The following is a 20829-nucleotide window of genomic DNA, read 5'->3' on the forward strand; positions in this document are numbered from 1 at the left end:
GCAGGACCCGAACCCTCGGAGCCCCGGACGGCCGACCGTCCGGGGCTCCGGTGTCAGTTGACCGCCTCGCGGACGAACTTGGCCATGGGGACGGCGTCGCGGCCCAGGGCCCGACGGACGTCCTCGGTCACCTTGGCGGCCCGGCCGTCGGCGATGGCGCGGAAGCGCTCGTTGAGGGTGTCCACGTACCGCTCCGACCAGCCCATGTCCGTCGCGCGGAAGTAGAAGCCGGCCTCGTCGACCTTCTTGTACCGCCACACCGGGCTCTCGGTTCCCTTCGTCCCCTTCACCACCTCGCGGAAGGTGACCGGGACGGGACCGGTGAGCGTGTACTCGCGCTCGTGGTGCGCGTCGTCGGTGAGGGCGGCCACGACGGTGTCGGCGACGTCCCGGGCGTCCACGAAGCTGACGGCGGCGCGCTTGGACACCGGCAGTTCCAGCCGGCCGTTACGGGAGCGTGCCAGACGGGCGAACACGCCCTCGGTGAAGTCCTGGTCCAGCCAGTTGGGACGCACGATGGTCCATCGACCGAACAGTTCGCGGACCTTGGACTCCAGGCGACGCTGCTCGGAGTCGGGCGGACCGTCCTCCACGCCCATGGCGGTGACCAGGACGGCGGTGCCCACCCCCGACTCGGACGCCTGCTGAAGGAAGGCCTCCGCCCGCTCGGTCAACCCACTGGCCATGGGCACGGACACGAACAGGCTCTCCACGTCCTCCAGCGCCGGTTTCCAGCTACCGGTGTCCGTCCAGTCCAGACGGACCTCCCCGTCCCTGGAGGCTCCCACGGCGGGCAGGCCGCGTCTGCGAAGCTCGGTCAGGACACGTCGGCCCACCTGTCCGGTGGCTCCGGTGACCAAAGTGCTCATCGGGTGTTCTCCCAGCTTCACGCGCGGGTGCTCCGCCTGTTGACGCTACCTAGTCGCGCGCGTGAAACGAGCGTGAAACCACGTGATCGATGGGATTCACGTGGCTCTTCGGGGCCGGGAGAGCGCTTCGGTCACCACGATGAGCAGGATCCCGACGGCGGACAGCCCCAGGTTGGCCAGGATCGCGTTCTCTTGGAACCCGGGAACCTGTTCCACGACGAACCGGTTGAACGCGTTGAGCACGATGCCCAGGATCGGTTGGGTCCAGAGGTGGTCGATCACCCCGCTGATCCCCATGACGGTGAGCAGGAGGCCGACGCCCTGCAGTGACTTGCGCATGGTCCGAATCTAGGCGCGGTGTCCCCGCCGGAGGATCGGGCACGGGCATGGAACCGGGGAACCAAGGTCTTGGCCGTGGCCCGAGGCGTTCGACCAAAGTATCGCTCGGCCGATCTTCGGTACCGAGTCCGCTCGGCGACGCCCGACCCGCGCTCGCGCGCTCGTAGACTCCGGAGGCGATGAACGACACGACCCCGTCCCGGCAGCGGCACCGGCGCAGCGCGCGCGACTGGATCGTGGACTCCCTGATGTTCCTGATCGCCCTGGGCTTCGGGCTGCTCGGCGCGGTGACCCTCCCCGAGGACCCGACACCGCCTTCGGTCCCGGAGCCGTTCCGGGTGGCCGACCAACTCATCGCCCTGGCGTCCTGTACGGCCCTGTGGTGGCGACGCCGGTGGCCGATCCGGCTCGCGGTGGTCCTCGTGGTGCTGTCGGCCATCTTCCCCCTGGTGGGCGGGGCCATGCTCGCGGCCCTGTTCTCCCTGTGCGTGCATCGGCCGCCCAAGGTGGGCCTGTGCGTGCTGGGCCTGAGCTTCGTGGCCTCCTTCGTCAACGTGTCCCTGCACCCCGAGCCCCACGCCCCGTTCCTGTTGATGTTCCTGCTCAGCGCGGTCTTCCAGGGAGCCGTCGCCGGGTGGGGGCTCTCCGTGCAACACCGACGTCAACTCTTCGAATCGCTGCGGGAGCGAGCCGTGCACGCCGAGGCGGAGGCGGAGCTTCGGGCCGAACACGCCCAGCACCGGGTCCGTGAGTCCATGGCCCGCGAGATCCACGACGTGCTCGGGCACCGACTGTCCCTGCTGAGCGTGCACGCCGGCGCCCTGGAGTACCGGCCGGACGCCCCCGCCGAGGAGGTCGCTCGTTCGGCCAAGGTCATCCGAGAGAGCGCCCACCAGGCCCTCCAGGACCTGCGCGAGGTGATCGGGGTGCTGCGCGCACCGGTGGGCGAGCTGCCCCAGCCCACCCTGGCGGACCTGGCGCAGCTGGTGGAGGAGGCCCGCGACGCCGGGGTCGTGGTGGAGTTCGTCGACGAGCACACCGGCCAGGTACCGGAGCGCACCGGGCGCACGGCCTACCGGATCGTCCAGGAGGCGCTCACCAACGCCCGCAAGCACGCTCCGGGGGCCGACACCTCCGTGCGGATCTCCGGGGCACCGGGAGAAGGCCTGAGCGTGTCGGTGACCAATGGACCATCCGCCCCGGCCTCCGAGGACGGAGCGTCCACCGCGGCGGGCTCCGGCCAGGGGTTGATCGGTCTGTCCGAACGGGTCTCGTTGGCGTTGGGAGACCTGGAGTACGGAACCACCGAGAACGGCGGTTGGAACCTCACCGCCTGGCTACCGTGGACGGTATGAGCGAACGGGACGAACAGCGACGGATCGGCGTGGTGATCGTCGACGACGACGCCCTGGTGCGGGTCGGACTGGTGATGATGATGGGCGGCGCCCCCGACGTGCGGGTGCTGGCCGAGGCCGAGGACGGCGGTCAGGTGGAGGAGCTGGTCCGCGAGCACTCTCCCGACGTGGTGCTCATGGACATCCGGATGCCCACCGTGGACGGGCTCACCGCCACCGAACGGCTCCGGGCCGTGCCGGACGCGCCGGAGGTGCTGGTGCTCACCACCTTCGACGCCGACGAACACGTGCTGCGGGCCCTGCGCGCGGGTGCTGCCGGGTTCCTGCTCAAGGACACCCCACCGGAGGAGATCGTGGAGTCGGTCCGTCGGGTGGCCCGTGGTATTCCGGTGCTCTCCCCCGCCGTGACGCGACGGCTCATACACCGGGTGGCGCACGGCGACCACAGCGAACGGGCGGACCGGGCCCGACGCCGCCTGGCCCTGCTGAACGCCCGCGAGACCGACGTGGCGGTGGCGGTCGGCGAGGGCCGCTCCAACGCCGACATCGCCGCGCGCCTGTTCCTGAGCGTGCCGACGGTCAAGACCCACGTGTCGAGCGTCCTCACCAAGCTGAAACTCAACAACCGGGTGCAGATCGCGCTGTTGGTGCACGAGGCGGAACTGCTGGACTCCGACGGCGAGCGAGACCGGGACTGAGGCTCGGGTTCAGCCGGCGGGTTCGAAGGTCTCGGACACGCGGTCCAAGAGCGCGTGGTTGATCGCCGGGTCCTCCGGGCTCACCAGGAACAGCGCGTAGCCCTTGTCCTCGGTGTGGAAGCCCCGGTTGATGGCGTGCATCTCCCCGTTGCGCCCCTGAAAGGTGAACTCCCAGTCGGCGGCGCTGACGTAGTCGTCGACCCAGCCGCCTTCCAGGTCCTCGATCCCGATCAGCGAGTAACCGGAGAAGTTCCGGCTACCGGTCGGCTCGAAGTCGCGCCAGTCGTCGCCGGCGTCCGGGTTGGGGTTGTCGGTCTGGTCGACCAGCAGGTACCCGCCGTCGGGGTTGCGGAAGTAGACCATGTGCCCGTCGCGGTCGATCTCCCAGTCCTCGGGGACGTCGACGGCGAATCCGCTGGAGTCCTCGTGCCGGGTGAGGAAGTCCCAATCGTCCTCTTCCCCCTCTTCGGCTTCCCCTTCCTCCGAGGCCTCCGCGTCGGCCGCCGAGGGTTCCTCCTCCGGCTCGCCCTCCTCGTCGCCCCCGGCGGCGGCCCCATCGGCCTGGTCGGAACCCGGGTCCTCCCCGGCCTCCGATCCCCCGGTGGTCGCGGCGACGTCGCCGGGCCGGTTCGCGCTGACGTAGACGGTGGTGATCGCCGCTCCGACCAGCAGGACGAACGCGAGCGCCGCGGCCACCAGCACTCCGGCGCGGGAGCGTTTCCTCCCGTCACCACGCGGCCTGTTCGACACCGCACCCGACGCGGCCGGGGCCGCGGGCTCCTTCGTGGGGGTGGACGCGGCGGCGTTGACCGTCCGGTCGACCGTGCCCGAGCTCGTCACCGGGTTCCACTCCGGCTCCTCCTCGTTGGCGGTCTCGGAGGGAGCGTCGTCCGCCGGCACGGGCGCGACCAGGGCGGTGGCGGCGAGCGAGGGAGAGGCCCTCTCTCCGTCGCGGACGCCGAGCAGCAGGGAACGGACCTCGGTGACCGTCGGGCGGTCCTCGGGTCGCTTCTCGCACAGGGCCTCCAGGATCGGCCGCAGCGCCCCCGCGTTGGGGGTCTCCGGGAGGTCCTGGGTGACGATGGCCGTCAGGGTGGCCATCGGGGTGGGCCGGTCGAAGGGCAGGGTTCCCTCCACCGCCTGGTAGAGGGTGATGCCCAGGGCCCACATGTCCGAGGCGGGGGTGGCGGAGCGACCGTGCGCGATCTCCGGCGCGAGGTAGCTCGGCGAACCGATGAGCAGGCCCGTGCTGGTCAGGTGGGTGGAGCCGTCCAGGTGCGCGATACCGAAGTCGGTCAGGACGGCCCGGTCGTTGCCCGCGATGAGCACGTTTCCGGGCTTGATGTCGCGGTGCACGATGCCGTGGCCGTGCGCCTCGGCCAGGCCGGCGGCCATCTGCTCGCCGATGCTCGCGGCCCGCTCGATCGAGATCGGCCCCCGGTCCCGGATGACGTCACCCAGGGACGGGCCGTCGACGAGTTCCATGACGATCCACGGGCGGCCGTCCTCCTCGGCCACGTCGAACACCGTGATGATGGTCGGGTGGCTGAGCTGGGCGGCGCTGCGCGCCTCGCGGAGCATGCGGGTGCGCAGGACCTCCACCTCGTGCGCGGGGAGGTTGGGCGGGGTGGTCAGCTCCTTGACCGCGACCGGTCGGTCGAGCAGGGTGTCCGTCCCACGCCAGACGCGTCCCATTCCACCCTCGCCGATGACCTCGTCCAGACGGTAGCGGTTGACCAGGACACGGCCGGGGTCGGCTTCCGAACTGTTCATGTTTCGCATTCCTCGGGAGGGTCCGTGCGGGACGGGCAGGAGCGTGAGCGGGGGTGGGGCGCGGGTGTGGGGGACCAAGACGAGTGTAGGAGCCGCAGGGCCCGTTCGTGTGCTTCCCCGAAGGTGCGAACAGTGTCCCCACCAGGCGACAGATCCGGCCAAATCACCCTTGACGTGCGAAGGACCCGCCGGGATCCACTTGGCCGAATCCCGGCGGACGAGGAGTCCTCGGACGTGTTATCGCAGGTCGTGAGCCGCCCCGGGGCGGCGGCGAAGCCGTACCGGCAGGGCCTCGACCCCGGCGCCGATGATGGACGGCGACGCGGTCAGCTCCGCCTCGTCGACCGCGAGGTCGAGTTCGGGGAAACGCTCGAACAGGCGCGGCAGGACCTCGTTGACCTCCACGCGGGCCAGGTTCGCGCCCAGGCAGTAGTGCCTCCCATGGGAAAAGGTCAGGTGCGAGGAATCCTCGCGTGTGATGTCGAACTCCCCGGCGGTGGCGCCGTAGCGTTCCTCGTCCCTACCGGCCGAGGCGTAGCCGATCAGCAGCGGTTCCCCCGCGGGGACCTGGACGCCCGCCAGGTCGATGTCCTCGGTGGTGTAGCGCATCGGCACGAACTCGCCCGGTCCGTCCCAGCGCAGGACCTCCTCGATCGCCTTGGGCCACTCGACCTCACCCTTGCGCAGTAGTTCGAGTTGGCCGCGGTGGGTGGTCAGGGCCCGCACGGCGTTGGTGATGAGGTTCATCGTGGTCTCGTAACCGGCGCTGATGAACAGCACCAGGTTCCAGATGAGCTCGTCCTCGGTGAGACGGTCCTCCTCGTCCCGGGCCGCGATCAGGGCCGTGGTGAGGTCGTCCCCGGGTTCGGTGCGCTTGGCCGCGACCAGGTCGGTGAGGACCCCCCACATCTCGAAGAAGACGCCCATCGCCTCTTCGGGGGTGACGCTCTGGTCGAAGAACACCCCGGCCAGCCGGTGCAGCTTGGGCCGGGTCTCCTCGTCCACCCCGAACAGGTCGCTGATCACGGTCAGCGGCAGGGGCCGGGAAACCAGGGACTTGAGGTCGACGGTCCCGTCCTCGGACTCGGCCGCCGCGCGTTCGAGGTCGTCGAGCAGGGACTCGACGATGCCCACGATCGCCGGTCGCAACCTCTCGACCCGGCGCGGGGTGAACGCCTTCGACACCAACCTGCGCAGCCGGGTGTGGTCCTCCCCGTCCTTGGACAGCATGTTCTCGTTGATGATCCAGGAGATCAGCGGCCAGTCGGTGGGGATCTCACCGGCGTTGAACGCCTTCCAGTACTCCTTGTTCTTCTGGACGCGCGGGTCGGCCAGTGCTTCACCGACCGCCTTGTGGGTGGTCACGACCCACGCGTCAACCTCACCAGGAAGCTCGACAGGGACGACAGGGGCGACCTTCCGGAGGTGGGCCGCCTGGGCTCGGAGGTTTCCGGGGGCGAGTCGGACTCGTTCCAAGGTGTTCCTTCCACTCGGGGGGTGAGAGGGGCTTTCGGAGGGAAACTCACGGGAAGTCGGACGGGCGCCCAGGACAGGGCGGACAGTCGCCAACGCAGATCCTCCGAGGGCACGGCCTGGCGCAGCCCGGGGAGTCGGTCGAAGAGGGTGCGCAGGGCGATCATCGTCATGGTGATCGCCTCCTCGCGGGCCGGACAGCGATGGGCGCCGGCACCCCAGGCCACGTGGGCCCGGTTGCTCGTGTCCACCATCTCCGCCGCGTTCTCCTCCACGTAGAAGCGGTTGGCGGCCGCGAAGCCCAACAGGATCGGCGATCCCTCCTCGATCACACGGCCGGCGCCCAGCGGAACGTCCACCCGTGGATAGATGACCGGGTAGTTGGTGATCGGGGGGTCCTGCCACAGGACACGGTCGATGGTGTCGGTCAGGACGGTGGGTGAGGGGGCGCGGTCGCCCGCCAGGTTGGGGTCGGCCAGGAGGGCGCGCACACCCGAGTCGATGAGGTCGGCGGTCGGCTCGTTGGCCGCGGCCACCACCAGGAGGAGCTGCATGATCACCTCCTCGTCGCTGAGCGCGGCGCGGTGCTGGATCAGCCTCGTGGTGAAGTCGTCGCCTGGTTCGCGGTGCTTGGCGGTGACCACCTCGGACAGGGCGCGCTCGGCCTCGGCGTTGGACCTCTCGGCGTCGACGCCCAGCCAGAGGTTGCGCATGGCCTCGACGAAACGCACCCCTTGGTCGTGGTCGAAGCCGAAGAGGTCGTTGATGACCAGGAGCGGCAGCATCCGCGCGTACTCGTTGAGGACGTCGGCCTCACCGCGTTCGCAGAACTCGTCGATGAGTCCGTTCGCGTACCGTTCGGTGGCCTCGGCGAACCGCCGGGAGGTGATGGCGCCGAGCCCGTCGGTGATGGCTCTCCGGTAGCGCTGGTGCTCACTGCCGTCGACGAAGAGGGCGTTGGGCCGCGGGGCCATCATGGGCAGCACCGAGGCGTCGACGCCGACGCGGCCCTCCTTGAAGTCCTTCCACAGGCGGGCGTCGTGCCCGAACCTGGTCTCGTCCCTGGACCAGGAGATGAGGGTGGCGTAGTCGGTGACCAACCACCCGTGCACACCGGGTTCCAGTTCCACCGGGACGACGGGTCCGTGGTCGTCCCGCATCGCCGCGTACACGGAGTACGGGTCCGGGTGGGGTTCGTCTTGGTACAGCTTGGCTCGTGGGCATCCGGAAGACACGGCGGACCTCTGCTGGGGGGTAGACAGCGGAGCACGACCGCGTCGTCACGCTCCAGGGTTCCGCGTGAACACTAACCTCTCTCCTCACGGGTGACGAGGAGGTGGGTGCGCCCGCCTCGGGCGCACCCCACGTCATCAGCCGTTACGCGGTCGGCTCTCGTCCGGGTCGAGCGTGTCGTCGCTCAGCGGACGGAAGCGGCGCAGCCTTCCGCTGTTGCTCACCACGAACACGCTGGACAGGGCCATCGCCGCGCCCGCGAGCATCGGGTTGAGCAGACCCGCGGCGGCCAGCGGCAGCGCGGCGGTGTTGTAGGCGAACGCCCAGAACAGGTTGCCCTTGATGATCCCGAGCGTGCGGCGGGACAACCGGACCGCGTCGGCGGCGGCCCGAAGGTCGCCACGGACCAGGGTCAGGTCACCGGCCTCGATCGCCACGTCCGTGCCGGTGCCCATCGACAGTCCCAGGTCGGCCTGGGCGAGGGCGGCGGCGTCGTTGATCCCGTCGCCGACCATCGCCACGACGCGTCCCTCCGACTGGAGTCGGCGGACCTCCGCGACCTTGTCCTCGGGCATCACCTCGGAGATGACCTCCTGGATGCCGACCTCGGCGGCGACGGTGCGGGCCACGGCCGCGTTGTCACCGGTGAGGAGGATCGGGTCCAAACCCAGGTCACGGAAGCGTCGGACCGCCTCGGCGCTGGTGGGCTTGACCGTGTCGGTCACGGTGAGGACCCCCCGTGCCCTGCCGTCCCAACCCACGGCGACGGCGGTGCGCCCCTGCGACTCGGCCTCCTTGAAGGCCTGTTCCAGCTCGTCGGGCAGCTCTTGGGACCACTCGGCCAGCAGGGCGGCCCTGCCCACCAGGACGGCGTGGCCGTCCACGGTCCCCTGGACGCCCCGGCCCTCGATGTTGGCGAAGTCCTCGGGGGTGGGCAGGTCGCCCACGCGCACGGTGGCGCCGGTGGCGATGGCCCGGGCGATGGGGTGTTCGGAGGCCGATTCCAGGGCTCCGGCCAGTCGCAGCACCTCGGCCTCGTCCTCGCCGTCGCCGACGGTGACGTCGGTCAGGGCCATCTTCCCGGTGGTGACGGTGCCGGTCTTGTCCAGCACCACGGTGTCGACCCGTCGGGTGCTCTCCAGTACCTCCGGGCCCTTGATGAGGATGCCCAGTTGGGCGCCGCGACCGGTGCCCACCATGAGGGCCATCGGGGTGGCCAGGCCCAGCGCGCACGGGCAGGCGATGATGAGCACGGCGACGGCGGCGGTGAAGGCGGCGCCCACGGAACCCCCGGTACCGAGCCAGAAGCCCAGGGTGGCGACCGCGATCATGATGGCCACCGGAACGAACACCCCGGAGACCCGGTCGGCGAGGCGCTGCACCTCGGCCTTGCCGTTCTGTGCGTCCTCGACCAGACGCGCCATCTGCGCGAGCCGGGTGTCCGAACCGACCCGCGAGGCGCGCACGACCAGTCGGCCGCCGGCGTTGACGGTGGCGCCCACGACGGCGGACCCGGGCGAGACCTCCATCGGCACGGACTCGCCGGTGAGCATGCTCATGTCGACGGCCGAGGTGCCCTCTTCGACCTCGCCGTCGGTGGCGATCTTCTCGCCGGGACGGACCACGAAGCGGTCGCCGACGGCGAGCCGGTCGACCGGGACGAGTTCCTCACGTGCCGCGGCGCCCTGGCCGCGCAGCACGGTGACCTCCTTGGCGCCCAGTTCCATCAGGGCGCGCAGGGCGGCGCCGGCGCGGCGCTTGGAGCGCGCCTCGAAGTACTTCCCGAGAAGGATGAAGGAGGTGACGCCCGCCGCGACCTCCAGATAGATGTTGGCCGCTCCGTCGGTACGGGCGATGGTGAACTCGAAGGGGTGTGTCATCCCCGGGACCCCGGCGGTACCGAGGAAGAGTGCGTACAGGGACCACAGGAAGGCGGCGGCCACACCCAGGGAGACAAGGGTGTCCATGGTCGCGGTGCCCAGCCTGAGGTTCTTCCAGGCGGCCACGTGGAAGGGCAGGGCGCCCCACACCACCACCGGGGCGGCCAGCGCGAGGGAGGCCCACTGCCAGTACGTGAACTGGAGCGCGGGGATCATCGCCATGAGGATGACCGGGACGGAGAGCAGCATGGAGACCAGCGCGCGATCGCGCAGGGCGCGCGTGGGGTCGTCCGGTTCGGCCGCTTCCCGTCCCGGTTCCGCGGTGGGCGCCGTGGCGGTGTAGCCGGCCTTCTCGACCTGGGCGACCAGGTCGTCCAGCGAGGTCGGCTCGCCCTCGAAGGTCACCCGGGCCTTCTCGGTGGCGAAGTTGACGGTGGCGGTGACGCCCTCCATCTTGTTGAGCCGCTTCTCCACCCGGTTGGCGCAGGCCGCACAGGTCATCCCACCGATGGCCAGTTCGACCGGCGCGGATCCGGTGGACGTCGTTCCACCCTTGTTCATGTCCCGCTCCAGGTCATCTCTGCTGTTCCTCGTCGACGTGGTCCCGTGCGTCGTCGGGCGCGTGCTCCACGCTCTGGCTCGGAGGGCCCTCGCCCTCGGGCAGCACGGGACCGACGATGGAGCCGGCCCCGAAGGCCGCCGCGAACACGACCACGAGGCCCACGGTGTAGAGCCCGAGTTTCGTGGTCACGCCCATGTCAGCTCGCCACCTCGTAGCCGGCCTCGTCGATCGCGGCGCGCACGGCGGCGTCGTCGATCGGCCCCTCTCCCGTGACGGTCACCTTCTTGCTCTCCAGGTCGACCTCGACACCGGTGACGCCGGGGACGGCGCCGACCTCCTCGGTGACCGAGCCGACGCAGTGTCCGCAGCTCATTCCCTCGACGGTGTAGACGGCGGTGCCGGCCATGTGTGCCTCCTCGTGTGTTCGTACGTGAGTCGCTCCAACTGAGACCAAGATACCCCCCTGGGGTATACGATTGTCAAACGTCCGTGACGTCCCCTCCGGCACGCGGTCGCCAGGTTACCCCAGGGGGGTACCAAGGAAAGGCAAAGCCCCACCTCGAAAAGGACAGGCCCCCCGGGTGGCCGGACGACACATCATCCGACACCCGAGGGGCCCGTCGCACTCGCTCGGCGCATACCCTCCCCCGGTTCCCCGAGGCGGGTCGCCGGAGCTAATCGGCCTTCAGCTCCAGGCGGGCCACCACCCGCTCGCTCAGGTGATGTGGGGCCAACGTGAACCCGGATCGACGGAACATCTCCACGGTGCCGGTGTAGACCTCGGCGCTGGGGGCGCGGCCGCCGGCGGTGTCGACCGGATAGGCCTCCAGCACTCGGGCGCCGTTGGCGCGCGCGTACTCGATGGCCCCGTCCAGAAGACGACTGCCCTGCCCACGTCTACGGCGGCGCGGCGGCAGCCAGAAGCAGACCAGGGACCACACCCCCGGCTCCTCCGGGTCGGCGGGGCGCAGGGTCCGGGAACGAGACAGTCGGATGAAGTCCTCCCGCGGGGCCACGGACACCCAGCCGCAGGGGCCGTCCTCGTCGTAGGCCAGCAGCCCGGGCACCCGCCCGTCCAAGGTGAGCCGCTGCAACTCTTCCTTGTTGTCGCGACCACGCATGGACCGCTCACAGGAGACGCTCGCCGTGTGATCCTTGGCCCGCCTCCGAAAGAACGTGCACCAGCAGTGCCCGTAGGCTCCCGTCGGACCGAACAGGTTCTCCAGGTCGTTCCACCGCTCGGCGGTGGCGGGCTCGATTGAGACGATGGACATCGGACTCCCTCGCGAGACACAACTCTGACCGCCACATGTGATGAAGCACACTAGCGGTGATCCGCTGTGACCGAAAGAACACAGATGCCCGATAACGCCTACTGTTAGGGGTTTATGCGCATTTTCAACAGAATCGAATGGCAACCAGAACGCCGTGGGGCGCATCCAAGACATCTCGGATGCGCCCCACGGAACGTCGCACCGGCGTTTCGAGGTCCGGTGGGCGTCAGGAGTCGACGGGCTCCTGTTCGCGCCGAGCCGTTCCCTCCTCGGGTGCCCAGCACTCCACGCCCCGCACGTCCGGCAACCGGTCCCGAGTGAAGACCGGGTCGATCCCCTGGCGACGCTGCTCGTTGTAGTCCTTGAGCAGGCGGCAGGCGATCACCGTCAGCGGGGTGATCGCGATCAGGTTGACCAGCGCCATCAGACCCATGGTCGTGTCCGCCAGGGTCCAGATCAGGTCGATCGAGCCCAGGCAGCCCAGGAAGGTGGCGACCAGGAAGACCACCTTGTACACGAACAGGACGGTCCTGTTCTCGCTGAGGTACTCGATGTTGGACTCGCCGTAGTAGTAGTTGCCGAGCACCGAGGTGAACGCCACCAGGAAGATGATGAGCGTCATCAGGTGCAGCGCCCACGGGCCCAGCATCGACATCAGGGCCATCTGGGTCATGTCACCCTCCAGCACACCGTCGAAGGTGCCCTGGTAGCCCAGCAGGACGATGAAGGCGGTCACCGAGCAGACCACCAGGGTGTCCACGTAGACGCCGAGGGTCTGCACCAGGCCCTGCTTGACCGGGTGGGTGACCGAGGCGCTGGCCGCGGCGTTGGGCGCCGAACCCAGACCGGCCTCGTTGGAGAACATTCCTCGCCGCACGCCTTGGATGATGACCACGCCCAGCGCCGCCGCCGCGAACTCGCCCAAGCCGAAGGCGTTCTCGATGATCGACATGAACATGCCCGGCACCAGCTGCCAGTTCATCACCATGATGATCAGGCCGATGACGACGTAGATGGCGGCGAAGACCGGGATGAGGGCCTGCGCGGTGTTCGCGATGCGGCGGACGCCACCGAAGATCACCAGGCCGGTGAGGAACACCAGCAGCACACCGATGATGGCGGAGAGGACCGGACCGGTCGCCACACCCAGTTCCCCGGCCGAGTTGGCGACAGTGTTGGTGATGGTGTTGCTCTGCACCGCGTTGAACACCATCGGGAAGGTGATGATGAGGATGACCGCGAACACGATGGCCAGCCAACGCTGTCCGAGGCCGCGTTCGATGTAGTAGGCGGGGCCACCTCGGTACCCCGCGGGGTGGCGGACCTTGTACAGCTGCGCGAGCGTGGACTCCACGAAACTGGCGCCGCACACCACGATGGCCATCGCCCACATCCAGAAGACGGCGCCGGGACCGCCCAGGGAGATGGCGATGGAGACGCCGATGATGTTGCCCGTACCGATCCGGGCGGCGGCGGAGATGAAGAAGGCCTGGAGTGAGGAGACCGCCTTCTTCCCGTCCGGCGCGACCTCGGGCTTGCTCTTCAGTACCCGGAACATCTCCGGGAACATACGGAACTGCACGAGGCCGGACCGGATGGTGATGTAGAGGCTCACCAGGATCAGGAGCGGGATGAGGATCCACGCCCAGAGGAAGTCGTCGTTGAAAACGCCGACCATCTCGGTGAGCCGAGCGTCCAGGGCGGGCGCTGCGTCTGCGAGTATCACGAGGGTGGGGCTCCTTTGCTCCAAAGAACGGACAACCGAAACCCCATGCCCGCACAGTGGGACAGAACACCGCACCACGCGCAATGACGCACGATGGTGACCGTTCCGTTACCGACGTCGGGAACCCCGGGTTCAGCCCTCGTGCACCAGGTCCGCGTAGTCCGGGTTGCGCTCGAAGAAGGTCTGAGCGAACGGGCAGATCGGCACGACCTTCAGGTGGCGCCCACGGATGTGGTCCAAGGACTCCCTCATCAGCGTGCTGGCCACGCCCCGCCCCTCGAACGCGGACTCCACCTCCACGTGCGGCAGGGCCAGCACCCCTTCGGCGATCAGGTGGTAGGCGGAGAACCCGACCACCTCGCCGTCCGCGCTCACCTCGTACCGCGAGCGCTCCGGCACGTCGACGACGGTCAGTTCCATTGCCACTACCCCAAGTTCGCGCGTTCGTCGCGCACCTGTCGTGCGCGTGATGGGTCCCACAGGAGAACACGTTCCCATACCCACCACACGCCCACACATCGGGTCACCGAACGGGTCGGTGACCTCCCGGGCCCGCCTCGGTGCCCCCACCGGGGCGGGCCGGAGCGTCGGTGCGCGCCCGTGGCGACCCTGCCCGATCACCAACCGCGTCGGGTGGCCCGCTCGGCCTGACCGGCGGCGGCCGGGTGCGGGTCCCGCGTGCGGTAGACGACGTAGGGACGGAACAGGTAGCCCACGGGTGCGCTGAAGGCGTGCACCAGGCGGGTGAAGGGCAACAGCGCGAAGAGCCCCAGCCCCACGAGCGCGTGCAACTTGTAGGGAGCGTCGGCGGCGGCCATGGCGTCCACGTTCGGCCGCAGGATCCAGATCGACCGGAACCACGGCGACACCGTTTGTCGGTAGTCACCGGTGTGCCCGCCCGAGAGCTCCACGCCCGCGAAGTACAGGGTCATCCCCAGACCGGTCACGATCGCCGACACCAGCACCACGTACATGAGCTTGTCGTTGCGGGTGGTCGCGCTGAACACCGGCCCGCTGGTGCGCCTGCGCCAGATCAACAGGGCGATCCCGGAGAGCGTGCAGAACCCGGCGATCGCCCCGAGCGACAGCGCGCTCACGTGGTAGAGCCCGTCGGAGATGCCGATCGCCCGGGTCCAGGACTCCGGGATCACCAGCCCGACCACGTGCCCGACGATCACCACCAGCAGCCCGAAGTGGAACAACGGGCTGCCGATCCGCAGCAACCGGGACTCGTACAGTTCCGAGGAGCGCGTGGTCCAGCCGAACCGGTCGTAGCGGTAGCGCCAGATCAGTCCACCCACGACGAGCACCAGCACCACGTAGGGCAGCACGCCCCACAGCAACAGGTCCACGGAATCGTTCACCGCTTCCTCCCGCTCACGTCCGTCAACGGAAGCGGGACCCGTGGCCGCGCACCGTAGGGCTCCATGCCCACGTCCTCCGCGGGCGGTCCCTCCGCGGCCAACCGGCGGGCCCGTTCGGCGTCGGCCCGGCGGGGCGCCGGGAGCGTGTGCCGGATCGCCTCCACCACACGTACGTAGGGCGTTCCGTGTTCGCGCAACGCCTCGAACAACAGGTCGAGACCGGCCCGGTGGTTCACCAACAGTTCCTGTCCCACGTCGGAGTCGCCCCTGGCCGTGAACTCCAGCATCACGGCGAGGTGGTCGGGCAGCTCACGGGCGTGCACCCGCCAGCCGCACTCCGCGTAAGCCCGTTTGATCTCCGCCAGGGCGTGGCCGCGGCGTCGGGTGTCCCCGTCGGTGTAGTAGGTCATGTGCAGGGCCCTGCGGCGGCGCAGGTCGAACACGTCCACGTAGTGCGCGCACAGGTCGAGTTCCGGCGTGCTGGAGGCGTGTTCGCAGAACTCCAGCAGTTCGGTCCGGGCGGGGCCCTTGGGCAGTTCGGCGACGGCGCGCGCCACCAGTGGGAGTCGTTCGAAGAATTCCTGGTCCGGGTAGCCGAGCAGGACCGAGGCGGACTGGTGGGTCACCGCCCGCCTGTGGGTCCGGCGCGCCTCACGTCCCGCGCCCAGCCAGCCGGCCCGCGCCCCGTCGTCGTTGTTCGTACCGTCGGTGGTGGTGCTCATGATCGACCCCTTACACGGGACCGGGGTTCCCGCCCCGCCCGTTGTCGGTACCGTCGTCCTTCTGGGGTGGAAAGAGTCCGTCGGGGCGGCCGTTGCCGTCCCAGTTCAGCAGGTTCACGCGTCCGTCGGTGACGGAGTGGTGTTCGCCGGTCTGCCGGTCCTGGAGCGCGTGGAAGGTCTCCACCGTCGCCTCGTTCGGACGTCCCGACGCCTCGCCGAAGGGCACCTCGCCCATCCCGCCCATGCCGGGGCCACCGTCGAAGTCCAGACTGCAACCGACCTCGTCGATGACGCCGCGGTCGGCCTCATTCACCCCGTAGGCGGTGGGGATGACGTAGCGCTCGTCGTACTTGGCCAGGGCCAGTAGCCGGTACATGTCCTCGATCTCGGTGCCGGTCATCCCGACCGCGGTGGCGATGGACTCGTCGCGTTCCTGACCGAGGTTGATCCTGCGCATGTAGGAACGCATGGCGGCGAGCCTGCGCAGGACCAGGTCGACCGGAGCGGTGTCTCCGGCGGTGAACAGTTCGGCGAGGTACTCGACGGGGATGCGCAACGCGTCGATGGCGCCGAACAGGTTGCCGTGCTCCTCCGCGTCGTGCCCGGTCCGGGTGAGGGTGTCCACCACCGGCGACAACGGCGGGATGTACCAGACCATCGGCATCGTGCGGTACTCCGGATGCAGCGGCAGCGCCACCCGGAACCGCTTGGCCAGCGCGTAGATGGGCGAGCGGGCCGCGGAGTCCATCCAGCGGTCCGGGATGCCGTCGCGGCGGGCCGCGGAGCGCACGGCCGGGTCGTTCGGGTCGAGGAAGACCCCCAGTTGTGCCTCGTAGAGGTCCTTCTCGTCCTCGACCGCGGCGGCCTCACCGACCCGGTCGGCGTCGTAGAGGACGACCCCCAGGTAGCGCAGCCGGCCCACACAGGTCTCGGAGCAGATGGTGGGCATACCCACCTCCACGCGCGGGTAGCAGAAGGTGCACTTCTCGGCCTTGCCCGTCTTGTGGTTGAAGTAGATCTTCTTGTACGGGCAGCCGGTCACGCACATGCGCCAGCCCCGGCAGCGGTCCTGGTCGACGAGGACGATGCCGTCCTCGGCCCGCTTGTACAGGGCGCCGCTCGGGCAGGTGGCCACGCACGTCGGGTTGAGGCAGTGCTCGCAGATGCGCGGCAGGTAGAACATGAAGGTGTCCTCGAAGGACAGCTTCACCTTGTCGCCGAGTCTGCGCACGATCGGGTCCTGCGCGGCGAGTTCGGGACCACCGCCCAGGTCGTCGTCCCAGTTGGCGCTCCACTCCACCTTCATCGGTCTGCCGGTGAGCGCCGAACGCGGGGACGCCACCGGGAAGTCGTCGCCCAGGGGCGCGTTGATCAGGGTTTCGTAGTCGTAGGTCCAGGGCTCGTAGTAGTCCTGGATCGACGGCATCAGCGGGTTGGCGAAGATCGTCGCCAGGCGCTTGATGCGCCCACCGGAGCGCGGGACCAGTTTGCCGTTGGGCCTCCGTTCCCAGCCGCCCTTCCACCGTTCCTGGTCCTGGTAGGTGCGCGGGTATCCCTGCCCGGGTCGGGTCTCGACGTTGTTGAACCACGCGTACTCGACCCCGCTCCGGTTGGTCCACGCCTGCTTGCAGGTGACCGAGCAGGTGTGACAGCCGATGCACTTGTCGAGGTTCATCACCATGGCGACCTGCGCCATGACCCGGCCGATCGGCCGCTTCCCCTCGTGTCCCGTCTCCGCCCGGGCAGAGACCCCCGCCGGTCGGGGTGGTCGGGTGTCCGCCATCAGTAACGCACCTCCGTCGTCCGTTTCCGCACGACCGTGACCTCGTCGCGCTGGTTGCCCGTCGGGCCGAGGTAGTTGAAGGCGTAGGTGAACTGCGCGTACCCGCCGATGAGGTGTGTCGGCTTCACGAGCAGTCGGGTGAGCGAGTTGTGGATGCCACCGCGCCTACCGGTGGTCTCCGTCTTGGGCACGTCGATGGTGCGTTCCTGGGCGTGGTACATGTACACCGTCCCGGTCGGCATCCGGTGCGAGACCACCAGACGTGCGGCCACCACACCGTTGCGGTTGATCGCCTCGACCCAGTCGTTGTCGACGGCCTCGATGGCCTTGGCGTCGGCCACGCTCATCCAGATGGTGGGACCACCCCGGGACAGGGTCTGCATGAGCAGGTTGTCCTGGTACTCGGAGTGGATCGACCACTTGGAGTGCGGCGTCAGGTAACGCACCACCACCCCCAACCGCCCGGTCGGGCCGATCCGTGGTTCCCCGAAGAGACGGCCGACGTCGAGCGGCGGCCGGTAGACCGGCAGGGCCTCGCCGAACTCGTGCATCCAGTCGTGGTCGAGGTAGAAGTGCTGGCGCCCGGTGAAGGTGTGCCAGGGCTTGTCGTGTTCGAGGTTGATGGTGAAGGGCGAGTAGCGGCGGTCCGACGACTCCTTGCCCGACCACTCCGGGCTGGTGCCCACCGACGTGGGCCCGCGCTTGGCGTCGTCGAAGACGACCCGGCGACCGGCGGCGTGGTCGATCAACTCGTCCATGTCGGTGCCGGTGCGCGCCGCCAGACGCTCGAAGCCCTGGGCGGCCAGACGACCGTTGCTGGTGCCCGACAGCGCCAGGATCATCTCGCAGACCTTGACGTCGGTGTCCAGGGAGGGCCGCCCGTCGGCGACACCGCCGCGCACGACGCCGTTGCGTTCGCGCAGCCACTCCACCTCCTTGTCGGGGGTGAAGAACACCCCCTTGACCGGGAGCCCCTTGCCCTCGGCGAGTGGTCCGAGCGAGGCGAGCTTCTGCGCGATCGCCGAGTAGTTGCGGCGGACCGGCACGATCCCCGGCATCGTGCTCCCCGGGACCGGGCGCTCCCCCGTGACCTTCCAGTCCCTGGGCACCCCGTGCGCCTGGGCCAGCTCGCCCGGGGTGTCGTGCTGGTGGGGCACGGCCACCAGGTCGGTGACCTCACCGAGGTGGTCGGCGGCCATCGCGCTGAAGACCTTCGCCAGGGCGTGGAAGGTGTCGAAGTCGGTGCGCGTCTCCCACGGTGGGTCGATCGCCGGGTTGAAGGCGTGCACGTAGGGGTGCATGTCCGTGGTGGACAGGTCGTGCTTCTCGTACCAGGTGGCGGCCGGCAACACGAGGTCCGACAACAGGGTGGAGCTGGTCATCCGGAAGTCCAAGGTGAGCAGCAGGTCCAGCTTGCCCTCGGGGATCTCCTCCCGCCAGGTGACGTCCGCGGGCCGGTGTTCGGGACCGGCCGGTTCCGCCTGAAGGTTGGAGTGGGTGCCGAGCAGGTGCTTGAGGAAGTACTCGTCGCCCTTGGCCGACGAACCGAACAGGTTGGAGCGCCACAGGGTGAGGGTGCGCGGCCAGTTCGCCGGGTCGTCCGGGTCTTCGACGGCGAACCGGAGGGTGCCGTCGACGAGCTGGTCGACGACGTACTCCGCGGGGTCCCTGCCGAGTTCGACGGCCTCCTTGCCGAGCTGGATCGGGTTGCGGTCGAACGTCGGGAAGGACGGCATCCACCCCATTCGGGCCGAAGCCGCCACGAGGTCCGCGGTGTGCTGTCCGCGCACCCTGCCCGGGCCTAGCGGCGACATGAGCGCGTCGGCCCGGTAGGTGTCGTAACGCCACTGGTCGGTGTGCGAGTACCAGTAGGAGGTTCCGGCCATGAACCTCGGCGGGCGCGCCCAGTCGTTCCCGGACGCGTACGTCGCCCAGCCGGTGGCGGTGCGGCACTTCTCCTGACCCACGTAGTGCGCCCAACCACCGCCGTTGACCCCCTGGCAGCCGGTGAACAGCAACAACGCCAGGAAGGCGCGGTAGGAGTTCTCACCGTGGAACCACTGGTTGGTGCCGGCGCCCAGCACGATCATGGCGCGGCCACCGCTGGCCTCGGCGGTGTCGGCGAACTCGCGTGCGATGCGCACCGCGCGTTCCGCGGGCACCGAGGTCAGTGTCTCCTGCCAGGCCGGGGTGTAGGCGGCGTCGGGATCGTCGTAGCCGGTGGGCCAGGTGCCGGGCAGCCCCGGGCGAGACACCCCGTACTGGGCCAGGACCAGGTCGAACACGGTGGTGACCAGGCGTCCGGCGACCCGACGGATCGGAACGCCCCGGATGTCGACCTCGGCCGAACCATCCGGGGTGTCGAACCGGGGCAGCGCCACCTCGGCCACCTCCTCGCCCTCGCCGTAGAAGGTGAGTTCGGGGATCCGGCCCTCCAGGTCCAGGTTCCACCTGCCCTCGCCGTCCTCGCCCCAGCGGTCACCGATCGTGCCGTTGGGGACCACCGGGGCGTCCTCGCCCTCGGGCCACAGGAGCGGCTTCCAGTCCGCGTTCGCGGTGGCGTCGCCACCCGGCAGGTCAGCGGCGGTGAGGAACTTGCCGGGTACCCAACGACCGTCGCGTTGTTCCAGGGCCACCAGGAAGGGCAGGTCCGTGTAGGCGCGCGCGTAGTCCAGGAAGCCCGGCGTGGTCCGTTCAACGAAGCGTTCGCGCAGGATGACGTGGCCCATCGCCATGGCGAGGGCGCCGTCGGTGCCGGGGTGCGGGGCCAACCACTCGTCGGCGAACTTCGCCGCGTCGTTGTAGTCCGGGGAGACCACGACGACCTTCTGCCCTCGGTAGCGGGCCTCGGCCATCCAGTGGGCGTCCGGGGTGCGGGTGACCGGGACGTTGGAACCCCACAGCATCAGGTAGGCGGCGTCCCACCAGTCCCCCGACTCGGGCACGTCGGTCTGGTCGCCGAACACCTGGGGAGAGGCGACGGGAAGGTCGGCGTACCAGTCATAGAAGGACAGCATGGAGCCGCCCAGCAGGTTCACGAAGCGCGCGCCGACACCGTGGGAGACCATCGACATCGCCGGGATGGGCGAGAAGCCGGCGATGCGGTCCGGGCCGTACTTCTTGATGGTGAGCACGTGGGCGGCGGCCGCGATCTCCAGGGCCTCTTCCCAGGTGACGCGGATCAATCCGCCCTTGCCACGCGCCCGCTGGTAGCGGCGGCGTTTCTCCGGGTCGGTGGTGATCTCCTCCCACGCGAGCACGGGATCGCCTAGGCGTCGCTTCGCCTCGCGGAACATCTCGACCAGGACACCGCGCGCGTACGGATAGCGGACCCGGGTCGGCGAATAGGTGTACCAGGAGAACGCGGCGCCGCGCGGACAACCCCGGGGTTCGTACTCGGGCCGGTCCGGACCCACCGAGGGATAATCGGTCGCCTGGGTTTCCCAAGTGATGATTCCGTCTTTGACGTACACGTCCCAAGAACAAGAACCGGTGCAGTTCACACCGTGCGTGGAACGGACCACCTTGTCGTGGCTCCAACGATCGCGGTAGAACACATCGCCTTCACGTCCACCATGCCTGACCTGCGCACGGTTTCCGTCGAGAGGCTCGGAACGGGTCAGATAGTTCCCCATCCGCAGGAGCGCGTCACCCGCCCCGCCATTTTTGCCCTGCGTCGCCATAAGGAAGACACTCCATTTGCCGGCCCGTTACCGCAGCGATGAGGAAATCCCGGAAAATCACTTCCAGCATCGACCACATTCCGTTAATAAATATG

Annotated in this window: 17 protein-coding genes; 2 read left to right on the forward strand and 15 right to left on the reverse strand. The window is 69.2% G+C overall.

The window, feature by feature from the left end; genetic code table 11:
- Nucleotides 1-53: 53 nt before the first annotated feature.
- Nucleotides 54-869: an NAD(P)H-binding protein gene (locus ABZ717_RS07985; RefSeq protein WP_358507140.1), complete on the reverse strand. Its 816-nt coding sequence runs from the start codon at nt 867-869 to the stop codon at nt 54-56.
- Nucleotides 870-965: 96 nt separating this feature from the next.
- The gene (locus ABZ717_RS07990) at nt 966-1208 is read right to left on the reverse strand and encodes a hypothetical protein (RefSeq protein WP_358507142.1); all 243 of its coding nucleotides are present in this window, start codon (nt 1206-1208) and stop codon (nt 966-968) included.
- Between the two features lie 179 nt (nt 1209-1387).
- Here ABZ717_RS07990 and ABZ717_RS07995 point away from each other — a divergent pair, with 179 nt between their 5' ends.
- Both ABZ717_RS07995 and ABZ717_RS08000 read left to right on the forward strand, forming a co-directional pair.
- Entirely contained in the window at nt 1388-2563 is a 1176-nt protein-coding gene (locus tag ABZ717_RS07995; RefSeq protein WP_358507144.1) for a histidine kinase, read from the forward strand.
- A complete protein-coding gene (locus ABZ717_RS08000; RefSeq protein ID WP_358507146.1) occupies nt 2560-3261 on the forward strand; it encodes a response regulator transcription factor in 702 nt (233 codons plus the stop codon). The genes ABZ717_RS07995 and ABZ717_RS08000 overlap by 4 nt, the downstream gene beginning before the upstream one ends.
- Nucleotides 3262-3270: 9 nt before the next feature.
- Here ABZ717_RS08000 and ABZ717_RS08005 read toward each other — a convergent pair whose 3' ends face one another.
- The 13 genes from ABZ717_RS08005 to ABZ717_RS08065 form a co-directional block, all read right to left on the reverse strand.
- A complete protein-coding gene (locus ABZ717_RS08005; RefSeq protein ID WP_358507148.1) occupies nt 3271-5034 on the reverse strand; it encodes a protein kinase in 1764 nt (587 codons plus the stop codon).
- A gap of 237 nt (nt 5035-5271) precedes the next feature.
- Entirely contained in the window at nt 5272-6399 is a 1128-nt protein-coding gene (locus ABZ717_RS08010) for a cytochrome P450 (protein ID WP_358507150.1), read from the reverse strand.
- Nucleotides 6396-7679 carry a cytochrome P450 gene (locus ABZ717_RS08015; RefSeq protein WP_358507267.1) on the reverse strand — a complete coding sequence of 428 codons (1284 nt, stop codon included), beginning with the start codon at nt 7677-7679 and terminating at the stop codon, nt 6396-6398. Before ABZ717_RS08015 ends, ABZ717_RS08010 begins: the two co-directional genes overlap by 4 nt.
- Before the next feature lie 198 nt (nt 7680-7877).
- A complete protein-coding gene (locus ABZ717_RS08020) occupies nt 7878-10181 on the reverse strand; it encodes a heavy metal translocating P-type ATPase (RefSeq protein WP_358507151.1) in 2304 nt (767 codons plus the stop codon).
- Nucleotides 10182-10194: 13 nt separating this feature from the next.
- Nucleotides 10195-10377, reverse strand: coding sequence for a hypothetical protein (locus tag ABZ717_RS08025; RefSeq protein ID WP_358507153.1), 183 nt, complete (start codon nt 10375-10377; stop codon nt 10195-10197).
- A gap of 1 nt (nt 10378) precedes the next feature.
- Nucleotides 10379-10588 (reverse strand): cation transporter, encoded by a 210-nt coding sequence (locus tag ABZ717_RS08030; RefSeq protein ID WP_358507155.1) that lies wholly within the window; start codon nt 10586-10588, stop codon nt 10379-10381.
- Between the two features lie 268 nt (nt 10589-10856).
- Nucleotides 10857-11456: a GNAT family N-acetyltransferase gene (locus ABZ717_RS08035; RefSeq protein WP_358507157.1), complete on the reverse strand. Its 600-nt coding sequence runs from the start codon at nt 11454-11456 to the stop codon at nt 10857-10859.
- A 226-nt stretch (nt 11457-11682) separates the two neighbouring features.
- Nucleotides 11683-13182, reverse strand: a complete 1500-nt coding sequence (locus tag ABZ717_RS08040) for an alanine/glycine:cation symporter family protein (protein WP_358507159.1) — start codon at nt 13180-13182, stop codon at nt 11683-11685.
- 132 nt (nt 13183-13314) lie between these two features.
- Nucleotides 13315-13602 (reverse strand): GNAT family N-acetyltransferase, encoded by a 288-nt coding sequence (locus ABZ717_RS08045; protein WP_358507269.1) that lies wholly within the window; start codon nt 13600-13602, stop codon nt 13315-13317.
- Between the two features lie 197 nt (nt 13603-13799).
- Nucleotides 13800-14546, reverse strand: coding sequence for a respiratory nitrate reductase subunit gamma (narI, locus tag ABZ717_RS08050; RefSeq protein WP_358507161.1), 747 nt, complete (start codon nt 14544-14546; stop codon nt 13800-13802).
- Nucleotides 14543-15268, reverse strand: a complete 726-nt coding sequence (gene narJ, locus ABZ717_RS08055) for a nitrate reductase molybdenum cofactor assembly chaperone (protein WP_358507163.1) — start codon at nt 15266-15268, stop codon at nt 14543-14545. The genes narI and narJ overlap by 4 nt, the downstream gene beginning before the upstream one ends.
- A 10-nt stretch (nt 15269-15278) precedes the next feature.
- Complete coding sequence (gene narH / locus ABZ717_RS08060) at nt 15279-16964, reverse strand: nitrate reductase subunit beta (protein ID WP_358507271.1); 1686 nt, start codon at nt 16962-16964, stop codon at nt 15279-15281.
- 86 nt (nt 16965-17050) lie between these two features.
- Complete coding sequence (locus ABZ717_RS08065; protein WP_358507165.1) at nt 17051-20734, reverse strand: nitrate reductase subunit alpha; 3684 nt, start codon at nt 20732-20734, stop codon at nt 17051-17053.
- Nucleotides 20735-20829 lie beyond the last annotated feature (95 nt).

The organism is Nocardiopsis sp. NPDC006832, assembly GCF_040635885.1.
Classification (GTDB): Bacteria; Actinomycetota; Actinomycetes; order Streptosporangiales; family Streptosporangiaceae; genus Nocardiopsis.

Bases quoted from the DNA above. Each gene is read 5' to 3' on its own strand.
- ABZ717_RS08045 (WP_358507269.1), bottom strand. From the start codon at position 13,602: ATGGAACTGACCGTCGTCGACGTGCCGGAGCGCTCGCGGTACGAGGTG.
- ABZ717_RS08065 (WP_358507165.1), bottom strand. From the start codon at position 20,734: ATGGCGACGCAGGGCAAAAATGGCGGGGCGGGTGACGCGCTCCTGCGG.
- ABZ717_RS08005 (WP_358507148.1), bottom strand. From the start codon at position 5,034: ATGAACAGTTCGGAAGCCGACCCCGGCCGTGTCCTGGTCAACCGCTAC.
- narJ (WP_358507163.1), bottom strand. From the start codon at position 15,268: ATGAGCACCACCACCGACGGTACGAACAACGACGACGGGGCGCGGGCC.
- ABZ717_RS08000 (WP_358507146.1), top strand. From the start codon at position 2,560: ATGAGCGAACGGGACGAACAGCGACGGATCGGCGTGGTGATCGTCGAC.
- ABZ717_RS08030 (WP_358507155.1), bottom strand. From the start codon at position 10,588: ATGGCCGGCACCGCCGTCTACACCGTCGAGGGAATGAGCTGCGGACAC.
- ABZ717_RS08035 (WP_358507157.1), bottom strand. From the start codon at position 11,456: ATGTCCATCGTCTCAATCGAGCCCGCCACCGCCGAGCGGTGGAACGAC.
- ABZ717_RS07995 (WP_358507144.1), top strand. From the start codon at position 1,388: ATGAACGACACGACCCCGTCCCGGCAGCGGCACCGGCGCAGCGCGCGC.
- ABZ717_RS07990 (WP_358507142.1), bottom strand. From the start codon at position 1,208: ATGCGCAAGTCACTGCAGGGCGTCGGCCTCCTGCTCACCGTCATGGGG.
- ABZ717_RS08020 (WP_358507151.1), bottom strand. From the start codon at position 10,181: ATGAACAAGGGTGGAACGACGTCCACCGGATCCGCGCCGGTCGAACTG.
- ABZ717_RS07985 (WP_358507140.1), bottom strand. From the start codon at position 869: ATGAGCACTTTGGTCACCGGAGCCACCGGACAGGTGGGCCGACGTGTC.
- ABZ717_RS08025 (WP_358507153.1), bottom strand. From the start codon at position 10,377: ATGGGCGTGACCACGAAACTCGGGCTCTACACCGTGGGCCTCGTGGTC.
- narH (WP_358507271.1), bottom strand. From the start codon at position 16,964: ATGGCGCAGGTCGCCATGGTGATGAACCTCGACAAGTGCATCGGCTGT.